We start from the raw sequence: 11,124 nt of genomic DNA, 5'->3' as shown, positions 1-11,124 counted from the left end.
AGCACAACCGAGCACCGCCTTGACCCGCGCCAGTGCGGTGTCGGTGCCGGCTCGCACGCCAATAGGCTCGGTCGCACGCCAAATGGAGTCGATGCGCATCAACGCACGAGTTCTTGCAGAAAAGCGCTACGCGCCGCTGCATTTTCTGCCGGCCAACTCACAGGGATTACGCCTTTGAATGTGGCACTTCGATTCGGATCTCGGTAGGAAGGGCTTGATGCATCGACTTTAGTGCCGCCGCCCTAACCGGGATGAAAGTGGTTTGAAGTGTCAGCCGGCGTATGTGCCCGAGTCCATTCACAAACGACGGTGGCGCTCAGATTGTGCATTGGAGCGACGGTGGCAATCAAGGTGTCAGGCTCCGTACATTCGGCAATGACCTGGGCATTGAAGGACTCGGAATTGGATTGTGTCCGCTTAAAAAGGCAAAAAATGGTGTCGCTCAAAATTTAGGTGTCCACCTTCGCCTGAGGCGACGGCGTCGTAAATACGTATTGTCCAGATGGTGCACTTAAACGTTTAAGTGCTAGCATGGCTTCGTCAACTGCATGATGGAGCCTAAGATGACCGCTGATATCGTTCGACTGAGCAGCGCAGATGCCGATCTGGTAGTCCGTTGCCGCCCTTATACTGAAATACTCTATTGGGGGCCCAAACTCAGGAGATTCTCTCCCGAAGATGTCGTTTCATTACAACGACCTGTGGCTAATGGAAAACTGGACGTTGACCTTCCTTTAACCTTTGCAATGGAATACGGGCGTGGCCAATTTGGTTCGCCGGGGATTGAAGGTCACCGGGGTGGGCGCAATGCTTCACCAGTGTTTACAACACTAAAAGTTGAAGCCAGCGATAGCTCGCTGATCGTGATCAGTGAAGATGAACAGGCATCATTGCAGCTGATCAGCGAGCTTCGACTAGAACCGCAAACGGGTGTACTGCAGATACGTCATACGCTGAAAAACCTCCACCATCAGGCATGGGAGCTTGAGCGCCTGGCGGTAACACTGCCTGTACCAGAACGTGCCGTTGAGGTCATGGCATTTCATGGACGCTGGTTGAGAGAGTTTCAGCCGCACCGGGTTAAGTTGGAACATGGCGGCTTCATCCAAGAGAGCCGGCGAGGACGAAGCTCGCACGAATACTTTCCAGCTTTTGTGGTCGGAGAGGCCGGTTTCAGCGAACAGCACGGCACGGTATGGGGAGTTCATCTCGGCTGGAGTGGCAATCACCGTTTGCGGGCAGATGTAAAAACTGACGGACGCAGGGTAGTGCAGGCTGAGGCGCTCTATTTACCAGGTGAGATTAGCCTGGGGGAGGGAGAGACATGTTCGACGCCCTGGGTGTATGCCGCATTCTCTCAGAATGGATTAAACGGTATGAGTCAGGCTTATCATACTTATCTGCGTCAGTCCCTGATCCGTTTTTCTGGGAGTCAAGCACGGCCCGTACATCTCAATACCTGGGAAGGGATCTATTTTGATCATGATCCAGCTTACATTATGCAAATGGCCAGCAAAGCTGCTGAGATCGGTGTAGAACGTTTCATTATTGATGATGGCTGGTTTCGTGGACGCAATCATGACCAAGCGGGTTTAGGTGACTGGTACCTGGATGAAGAAAAATACCCTCAGGGTTTAATGCCTGTTATCGAGCATGTACATGCGCTGGGCATGTCTTTCGGTATCTGGGTAGAGCCGGAAATGATAAACCCGGACTCTGATCTATTTCGCGCGCATCCCGACTGGGTGTTGCAACTGCCGGGTTATCAGCAACCTACTGGGCGGTATCAGTATGTGCTGGATCTAAGTCATCCCGAAGTGTTTGATTATCTCTTAGAGCGGTTGAGCTGGTTGTTAAGCGAACATCCCGTTGAGTACGTAAAATGGGATATGAATCGCGAGCTAGTACAGCCGGGTCATGAAGGTAAGCTGTCCGCTGATGCGCAAACCCATCAATTCTACCGCCTGCTTGATGAGTTAAACTGGCGTTTTCCGCATGTTGAAATCGAATCTTGTGCTTCTGGCGGCGGGCGTATTGATTATGGCGTGTTGGCGCGAACTCAGCGTTTCTGGGTTTCCGACAACAACGACGCACTCGAACGACAGGCTATTCAACGTGGCATGAGTTACTTCTTCCCCCCTGAAGTAATGGGTCAGCACATTGGTCACCGTCGTTGTCACGCAACGCAAAGGCAACATTCCATCGGGTTTCGGGGGCTGACCGCATTGTTCGGTCATATGGGTATCGAACTTGACCCTATTCAATCCGATGATGAAGAGTTAGAAGGTTATCGTCATTATATCAAACTGCATAAAGCACTCCGTCCTTTATTACATAGTGGTACCACGTGGCGATTAGATATGCCCGATAATACGGTTCAGATCAGTGGTGTCGTTAGCCAGGACCAGACGTGTGCTGTGTTTTTAATGGCTCAGTTACAAATGCTGAATTATTCGCTGGCTGGCAATGTGCGTTTTCCTGGACTTTTGCCGGACACGCAATATCAGGTCAGCCTACTGGATGGTCCGGAAATAAAAACTGTACGCGAGGGCGGAGGCGCGATGCGAGAACTGCCATCTTGGTTGCGACAGCCAATTGTAGTTTCTGGTGACTGGCTGATGCAAGCGGGTCTGGCCCTCCCGGTACTAATGCCGGAAAGTGCATTGTTGATCAACATAATTAAAGTCTAACCATTAGGTTCTCAGGTACTCACGATGTTAAACGATGGCTTTGGCGATCGTTTAATATAAGACAATTATAAGAAAGGGTGTAATGAACATGAATGCAGCATCTTGTCACTATAGAAGTAATCGCAATTTCTGGGTATTTGGTGCATTTTTCTTTATTTATTTTTTTATTATGGCCACCTGCTTTCCATTCTTGCCGATATGGTTGCATGAAGTTGTTGGGCTAAACAAAACAGAGACCGGGATTGTTTTTTCAAGTTTGTCTTTTTTTGCAATAATTTTTCAGCCAGTTCTTGGCGTTCTGTCTGACAAGCTGGGTGTGAAAAAATATCTGTTGTGGGTTATAACGGTTTTGTTGTTATTTTTTGCCCCGTTCTTTCTTTATGTTTTTGCCCCCGTATTAAAGGTTAACGTCGTCCTTGGTGCGTTGTTGGGCGGTTTGTATATTGGATTTGCCTTTAACTCCGGGGCTGGAGCTATCGAAGCTTATGTCGAACGTATCAGTCGCCAAAGCGCTTTTGAATATGGTAAGGCTAGAATGTTTGGGTGTTTCGGTTGGGGGGTCTGTGCGTCAACTGCTGGGATCTTATTTAGTGTAAATCCAGATATTGTGTTCTGGATGGGGTCTGGCGCGGCAGTTCTTCTTGTTGTCCTGCTGTTAATAGCGAAAACTGATAAAAGTCAGATGGTTGCTATTAATAATGTGCTGGGAGCCAATGCATCTAAATTCAAGATAAAACTGGTAAGTGATCTTTTCAAACAGCGCGAGTTTTGGCTGCTGGTACTGTATGCGGTGGGTGTGGCATGCATTTATGATGTGTTCGATCAGCAGTTTGCCAGTTTTTTTAAATCTTTTTTTGATTCGCCAGAAAGAGGCAATGTTGTGTATGGGTTTGTCACTACTGGCGGTGAAGCAGCAAATGCATTAATCATGTTTTTTTCTCCATGGATCATTAGTCGAATCGGAGCAAAAAACGCCTTGCTGGTGGCCGGTGGGATTATGTCAATTCGAATCCTTGGGTCATCAATTGCAACGACCGTTGCGGAGGTTGTTTTTCTTAAAATGCTGCATGCATTTGAAGTGCCGTTTCTGTTGATTGGAATATTTAAATACATATCCAATGTCTTTGATTCACGTCTTTCGGCGACAATTTATCTGGTTGGATTCCAGTTTTCAAAACAACTCATGTCAATTTTTTTATCTTCAATGACCGGCAATATGTACGACCGCATCGGTTTCAATAATACCTATATGATTCTTGGGTTTATTGCACTGACCTTTACGGTGTTGTCAGCATTTACACTTACAGGAAACACAAAAAAGAAAGCAGCGTGTGCGCTGGCGACCTAATTCAGAAAGTCTTTATAGTGTTAATTGTCATATAGGGTATTGTCATATAAAGGAACAAGATAATGAGACTTTTCCCGTTATTCATTAGTGTCGTCCTGTTGGTGAGCGGCGTGGCCCAAGCGCAGGTAATGAGCGTTGAGGACAGGCTTATGTCCTTGGAGCAGCGTGTCAAAACAGCAGAAAAAAGAGCTACCCTAGCTGAGAGTGAGGTATTGCAGCTGAAAAAAAACATCACCATGATTCCACAGGAGAGATTAGTATCTGGAATGGTTCCGTCGTTAACGGCTGGTGATGTTGTTAACTCAGAAACGACAGCGAATGAGAAAATGCCGGAAATCAGATTGCGCGGATACGGTGATTTGAAACTATATGGCGACGTCGAGTTCAACGTCGATGCCGCCAGTCAATCTGGCCAGTTGACATCATTAAAAAACCGCTCAGACGGTAAGGCTTGGCGACCTGGTTCTACCGAGCGCTGGGACGTCAATGGTCGTGTTCTTATTGGCCTTGACGGTTATCGACGCCAAGATAACGGTCGTTATGCTGGATTCAGCGTCCAGCCTTTAGCAAATGTGAATGGCAAAATGGGAGTCGATGACGCAGCTTTCTTCTTCGGTGCCGAAAAGGACTGGCAGGCTAAGATTGGGCGCTTCGAGGCCTATGATTTATTTCCGCTTAACCAGGATACCTTTGTTGAATATTCGGGGAACACAGCTAACGATTTGTATGCTGATGGATACGGTTATATTTACATGATGAAGGAAGGGCGGGGACGTAGCAGTGATGGTGGCAACATTATGTTGAGTAAGTATCTTGGGAAATGGTATTTAGAAGTCAATGCCTTATTCGAAGATGGAACTTCGCTTTACTCTGAAGGTGAATACCATGGAAATATTTTGGAGAATAAGAAAAACGCTATCTATGTAAGGCCAGTTGTTGCTTGGAAAGCAGATGCTTTTTCTGCTGCCATAGGCATCGAGCACAATATTATCAGTAATGCCTATGGATACACTAATTCTAGTGGAGAGTGGAAAGACCAGTCGAGGCGTACAGGCTATGGTGCTACCCTGGGCTGGAATACAAAAAACAATGATCCTGAGAATGGCGTTCAAATTAATATTAATACCGCATATATGGATGCGACGGACGAGCAGGATTTTACCATTGGAACTAACGGCCTATGGCGTAAATTCGAGCTGGGGTATATATTTGCCCACAACGAGATCAACAAATTCAATGCGGAAGTAAATAACGATGCTTTGAGTGATTCTCTGACGAGTCCGGGAAGATACGATATACATACAGTTCATGCGTCTTATCTTGTTCCTAATGTTTTTGACATGGAGAATTTCAATTTGTACCTGGGAGGATATGTCTCGTATCTGCAGAAGGAAAGCAAGGGGCAACTCGTAAATGGAAGCAATGATGAGCGATTTGGTCTGCGGGCAAGATTTAAGTACATGTTTTAGTATGTTTTATATTTCTACAGAGTGCCCTTTCGGTCGAAAGTGTGGTCGCCTGTAGTGATGTTGGATTTTAGTGCTCTTAGCATAAGATATGTAAAGGTTATGTTGGGTTCCTTTTGATAGTGGTAATGAGAGGTGCATTGATCTGGATATCTGTGCATAGTATGAAATCAACATCTAATACTATGCATAGATATCTTTATCGTTGGAGAGATTAGGCGCATCCCTGGACACTCAATGCTGGCGAAAGCGAACGCAACTGGAATGCCTTACAAAACTGTACTCTAAGTAACACCCGCCTGCATTGAACACGGCCACCAGCCTGCAAGTGGCCACCGGCGTGTACTTAGGCATCATCTGGGCCATTGAAACCCCGACCGCGGGATCGTCGAGCCGGAAGCCTGCATCAGTTTTTCTTCGAGTTGCACGATGGCCCAGTCGGCATAAGGATCGTCCTGGGCCGCGATTTGTTTGATCAGGTTGGTGACGCTGATGTAGCCGGCCATACCCATGATCGAGTGGACGCCTTCGCGTGCGGTTCGACCTTGCCAGATACGGGCGGCGTGGTGAGTGTGCAGGGTCAGGGTGATGCTGCTGCGCAATGAACCAAAGTTGAGTTGATAGTGATCGGCCACGGTGTTGTCCTCGCATAGGCTTCGACGGAAACGTTGCGACAGATGAAGGTCAAGAGCAGCCAAAAAGCTGAATGCGGTCTGTTCGGTTTGGTGTGAGAGGGTTAATTTCGGAGGCGTTCGCGAGTGACGCTGGTGAATCATCTCCATGGATGGCGATGGCCGTATCGCTCGGATTGCGCAGGTTCAGACTTTTGCGATCTCACATTAGACGTCAGTAGATTTGGTGCCACTGGCATCAAATCTACTGACGTCCAGAGCGTTTGCCGCTCAGTTGGCGTAGCTCATTCAGGCACGCTTGGGCGAGGGCGGAAGCGGGTTCGCCCTGTTGTCGGGACGGGCGTGACGGTGCTGTTGGGGGCGGTTCTGCAACGGGTGAAGGCTTTGTCTGAGCTGCCCAAGGACGAAAGTCGCCTTTCAGTGCGCGCTGTATCAGGCCCATCAGATAGGCCGCTGGCTTGCGAATACCTCCTGCCGTACAGCGTGCACCCGCTTCGTTGAGCACCGCCTGACGATCCGCTGGTTTGAGCTTGGTCAGCGCCACGGCGACGGCCTGACGCTCGCTTGGACTCAGGTGCAGCGGCTCGGGCCAGTGAAGGTTATCCACCGCTGGGGTCGCGCGCGGTACAGTACAAGTACTTTCTTTTAGTACAGTACAGGCGGCGTTCGGATTCCGAACGGGGCCGGAAACAATGGCGTTCAAGCTTGGTTCGGATTCCGAACGAGGGCCTGCACGATTCCGAACGCGGTGATCGCCACCCAGTTCGGAATCGTGTAAGGCGTCCTCAGTTGCGAGATCCAATCCTTGCTGCGTCCAGTGTTCGCCCCAGCTGTCGAGCCGCGTCGGTAGTCGACCCTGATCGATATCCGTGTCTTGGCGGATTTCTTCCAGAACATGCTGAGCAACAATGCGCACAGCCTTGGTCGCATGACAGAGGGCATGTCCGACCAGTTCCAGGTAGTCCTGATCCAGCTCCATAGCTTCGGCGGGGGTTAACGGTTCATCGTGCAGGACGTATAGAGAACCTTGTAGGCGCCCGCTGAGCTGATCGCGGCCACGACTCACCAAGCTGAGCCAGCGGGTGAGCCTGAGCATCGTCAACACGCGAGCAATGGTTTCACGGGAGGCTGACGCGCCATAGGGCACGCTCGACAGATAAGGTTGCAAATCCTCATAGCGCGGAGTGACCATGCCTTGCCCTTGCAGCATTAGTCGAAACACCTGCCAGGCATTCCGTTCCAATGGCGTCAGCCGAGTATCTAACAGCAGCCGACGCGGTACGACTTCGTGTGATTGGCCACTGAATAGAAAACCAGCCTGTAGAGCCTGGCTGGAGGGTTGTTCAGTGGTCGGGCGTGGGGGCCAGCGTTCACTCAGCTGCTGGGTACATTGCTGCAGGACACGCTGCCAGCGACTGGAAGGGGCGGTGTTCATGCTCCATTGCTGTACTGGTCGATCTGCTGCCAAACGATGGTCAAGCTGATCTGCTGTTCTTCGGCCAGCATCATCATGGCATCGAGCTGATCCTCGGAACCGTCCTGAGAGCGTAGCTGGCACCATCGCTGCCAGAGCGCATGTTCCTGCGCTTCGCTCAAATTTTGGGGACGGCCTTTTCGGGTTTCTATCTTGAGCAGGCGGCGACGCAGGGCGGTTTCCGAATGCGCCAGGCCGAAGCACTGATACATGATAGTGCTGCTGGCGCCGAGCTTGAGCGCCCGGTTGATCAAGCGCTCGTTCTGTTCGTCGCGTTCGACTTGCTCAATCAACCGATGCAGCACCGGCGAGTCAATCTTGACCTCAACCCAGGGGACGGAGGCATGGGCCAGACGCGACAGCGTGGTGGGCGGTAAGGATTGCAACAGGTTGATGTCGTCCTCACCCAGTCCGAGTGCCTTGCAGCGTTGCAAATTACCCAGGCGCAGTTCATGCAGCACCTGGGTCAGCATGGCCTGGTTGAGCACATTGAAGGAGAGGTTCATGGCAGCTCCTGCGGTGAGTCGTCTTCAGGCGGAAGCGTTAAGTCGATCAGGCGTCGGGCCAGGCGGATCAGGCGATACAGTTTGATTAACAGACCGTCGGGCAGTCGCTCCAGCCCTACGTCCACGGCGGGACGATCGGTCAGCGGGAGTTGATAGACCCCCAATAACAGTTGCCCGAACAGGGCGGAGGGCAGTTGCTTGCGATCTTCCCAGTCCACGTCGTCTTGAGCGCGCGACAGGGCTAGGAGCAGCAGGTGAACGCCGGTCGCGCGAGGCGCTGCAAGATCCAGTCGCTCGATGTTCAGGGCGAAGCCCAAGCCATGCTGCTGATCGATGATGCTCTCGGGATGTCCGGCATAGGTCGCCATTTCCCGAGCCAGTCCGGCAATGGCTAAACGCAGTTGTTCGGGGCTATCCAGTGTTGGTGCGATGATCCAGATGTCGGCGATCGTGCACATTTCGACGGTCGATTCTGCTTCGGCGGATGTCTCTCGATCGATCTGCTCGCGAATCTGTTGAACTCGCGACGCAGGGCAAACTGCTGATATGACTTTCGTTTCGGGTGGTGTGAGCAGCTCCTCTCGAGCGGTTTCGGTCTGGGTTCTGATCTCAGCTGATTGGGGACGGGACTCGGAGGAGGGCGATCCTGCCGCGGCTTCATCAACGCTCGGCAGATGACTGCTCTCTGAGGGTGCGGCGACGACAACGCCAGGCGTCGAGATGACCCGATGGGTATCGCTCAGCTCCAGGGCCAACATACGATAGGACGATCCGAGCAAGCGGCTCATGCGTTCGAGCAGTTCATCCTGGATTTGCTCAAGATCGAAGGACTCGGGGTCAGTATCGAAGTAGCCCAGGGTATCGAGCCAAAACTCGGTGAACGCAACGGTGGCGGTTGGATAACGGTTCCAGGTTCGCTCTGCCTGACTACGCAGAGCGATCAGGCGTTCTATCTGGGGTTTACCCAGCCCGGCATACAGGGTTTGCGGAATGGCCGGCAGTAGGTGTTCGAGGGTGTCGAGCATCCGGCTGATGTGCGACTGTGAAATTGGATAGCCTCCAGCGGCAAGACGTCGTGCCAGCTCACGTTGCGAGAGTACTGCTCCATCTGGTTCGAGCATGGTTTTGAGTTTGGCTACCGCCAATGCACGTTCGATGAAGGTGAGTTGGCCGTGTAGATCGCTTTCGGCTAGATGGCCGAGTAGGGTGGTGATTTCATTGGTCCAGGGTCGGAACAGGCAATGAATGCGGAAGAAGCGCTCGTCGCGAGTTTCCTGCCATAGCTCGCCGAGAATCGCCAAACGCGTATTACCGCCGTTGCGGATGATGAAATAGGTTTCTCCCGGGCGGCGAGTAATCGGCGGCGGTTGATCCAGCCCGCGTTCACGGATGGACGCCTTGATATCGTCATACAGCGGATTGCGGATGAAGCGTGGGTTGAGTTCGTAGGGCCGCAACTGCTCCAGCGTGACCAGCATAGGTGTGTCGATGAGTGGATCGGACAGCCGCTCCAGTTCTGGGCCCCGAGGGAAGTGGTCCTGGTGCAGCTTGTCAGTGATCTCCTCCGGGCTGAGCTTTTTCATCGGAACAACCTCAGTTACCGCCGGTTACGCAGATGGTCGCCGACCTCAAACTTGACGATCTCGGCAGTCCCCGAACCGTCGAAATGGTGGGACAGTTCTGCGAGAAACCAACCCATGGCCAAGCTCCCACCCTGCAGACGAAAGACCACAGTGCAGTACTCCTCGCAAGGTGGGTGGTGCGGTCGAATGGAGGGTAGAACGATAATGGGAAGTTGATCCAACATCAAAAGACTCCTTGCCAAACGCTGTTGGCCTCAAGGTCGATAAAAAATGACTTGGCGAGAAATGGTGGCTTGGTGATTCGTCTCATTGATCCTCCGCGCACCTGCTGACCGTAGCGATCGCTTCGCGCCATTCCGGAAACAACTCGATGGCCAACGCCTGCATGATTTCCAACGCTGAGGGCGAGCCTCGTTCACGTGACCGACGCGTTTCGATTCGGTGGACCGGTAGGCCGAGGGAGGCGGCATTGAGATACGCGACTCGATCGGGAATTACGGTATTTAGGACCAAGATGTGGGTAGCCCCAGCGACGGTCTCGCGCAGGCCTTGGATGATCATCCGGGTATCCACCCGAATGGCGTTCACCTGGTTTAGTAGCAGTCGCAAGGATGGTGGTGGAATGCCCAGGTGGCTGAACGGTTCGAGTTCGCTGAGCAGCTTCAAAGTGCCGCGCCGCAGTTCGCGGGCGGCGAGCATTTCCGGCGTGATGGGAGAAAGGGCGAGATCGGAGGCGAGGATGGCCATCTCAAGCAGCACGCTACGTGCGCCTTGGGTGTCGATCAAAAGCAGGTCATAACTGGAACGGAAATGGTCGAGCAAGTTGCGCAGCCGTAATCGCCCGTCAGGAACGTGCAGCAGCAAGGTGCTCAGTCGGCTTTGGTCGTCGTTGGAGAGGATCAGGTGGAGACCGACGACCTCCGTCGTGGAAATTATCTGCGCGGGATCTGTCTGGTTGAGCGCAATGAGTTCGTACGCACCCGCGATGGCCTCGTGGTTCAAGGCGTAATAGCTGGAGAGGGTGGGTTGGCTATCCAGATCGAGCAGCAGGACGCGTAGGCCAGCATCCGCCAGCAGACCGCCGAGGTTCGCAGCGACTGTGGTTTTCCCCACCCCACCTTTGGTAGAAACCACCGATACCACTCGCATGGCATCAGGCCTGCTGGTCCAGGCGTTCAACGATCCACCGTTCGATCTCCCGCGAGTCCCAGCCGACTGCACGCAATCCAATGCGTTTAGCCTGAGGGAATTTCCCCTCCTTCATCAGATTGTAGATGTGAGCCCGCTTGAAGCCGGTTTTTCGTTCGACTTCTTCGCGCCGCATGATGTGGCGTTCGGGTGATGGCTGAGTCTGAGTCTGAGAAGTGTCGATGGTTATTTGGGATTGCATGGTCGTCATTCCTTGGCGCCGGATAGCGCAAATTG

General features: G+C 52.2%; 9 protein-coding genes and 1 pseudogene. 3 read left to right on the top strand and 7 right to left on the bottom strand.

The features are described 5' to 3' along the window. Positions 1 to 563: 563 nt before the first annotated feature. The 3 genes from ACEN9A_RS15105 (at position 564) to ACEN9A_RS15095 (ending at position 5,507) form a co-directional block, all read left to right on the top strand. A complete protein-coding gene (locus ACEN9A_RS15105) occupies positions 564 to 2,690 on the top strand; it encodes an alpha-galactosidase (protein ID WP_413386484.1) in 2,127 nt (708 codons plus the stop codon). A gap of 88 nt (positions 2,691 to 2,778) precedes the next feature. Beyond that, complete coding sequence (locus ACEN9A_RS15100) at positions 2,779 to 4,038, top strand: MFS transporter (protein WP_413386482.1); 1,260 nt, start codon at positions 2,779 to 2,781, stop codon at positions 4,036 to 4,038. Between the two features lie 62 nt (positions 4,039 to 4,100). Beyond that, a complete protein-coding gene (locus ACEN9A_RS15095) occupies positions 4,101 to 5,507 on the top strand; it encodes a carbohydrate porin (RefSeq protein WP_413386480.1) in 1,407 nt (468 codons plus the stop codon). 395 nt (positions 5,508 to 5,902) lie between these two features. On the opposite strand, the pseudogene ACEN9A_RS15090 reads toward ACEN9A_RS15095, so the two are convergent. The 7 genes and pseudogenes from ACEN9A_RS15090 to ACEN9A_RS15060 form a co-directional block, all read right to left on the bottom strand. After that, positions 5,903 to 6,139: pseudogene (locus ACEN9A_RS15090) on the bottom strand (AcaB family transcriptional regulator); the annotation flags it as partial. A gap of 241 nt (positions 6,140 to 6,380) precedes the next feature. Continuing rightward, on the bottom strand, positions 6,381 to 7,571 hold the full coding sequence (locus tag ACEN9A_RS15085) for an STY4528 family pathogenicity island replication protein (protein WP_413386478.1): 1,191 nt from the start codon (positions 7,569 to 7,571) through the stop codon (positions 6,381 to 6,383). Then, positions 7,568 to 8,116, bottom strand: coding sequence for a DUF2857 domain-containing protein (locus tag ACEN9A_RS15080; protein ID WP_413386476.1), 549 nt, complete (start codon positions 8,114 to 8,116; stop codon positions 7,568 to 7,570). Before ACEN9A_RS15080 ends, ACEN9A_RS15085 begins: the two co-directional genes overlap by 4 nt. After that, a complete protein-coding gene (locus tag ACEN9A_RS15075; protein WP_413386474.1) occupies positions 8,113 to 9,699 on the bottom strand; it encodes a ParB family protein in 1,587 nt (528 codons plus the stop codon). The genes ACEN9A_RS15080 and ACEN9A_RS15075 overlap by 4 nt, the downstream gene beginning before the upstream one ends. A gap of 14 nt (positions 9,700 to 9,713) precedes the next feature. Continuing rightward, on the bottom strand, positions 9,714 to 9,923 hold the full coding sequence (locus ACEN9A_RS15070) for a hypothetical protein (RefSeq protein ID WP_413386472.1): 210 nt from the start codon (positions 9,921 to 9,923) through the stop codon (positions 9,714 to 9,716). Positions 9,924 to 10,005: 82 nt separating this feature from the next. Continuing rightward, entirely contained in the window at positions 10,006 to 10,848 is an 843-nt protein-coding gene (locus tag ACEN9A_RS15065; RefSeq protein WP_413386521.1) for a ParA family protein, read from the bottom strand. 4 nt (positions 10,849 to 10,852) lie between these two features. Then, entirely contained in the window at positions 10,853 to 11,089 is a 237-nt protein-coding gene (locus ACEN9A_RS15060; protein ID WP_413386470.1) for an AlpA family phage regulatory protein, read from the bottom strand. Positions 11,090 to 11,124: the final 35 nt, after the last annotated feature.

The organism is Pseudomonas sp. Pseusp18, from assembly GCF_059506005.1.
Note: the sequence above shows the minus strand (reverse complement) of the source record. Positions and strands in the feature narration are given on the sequence as shown.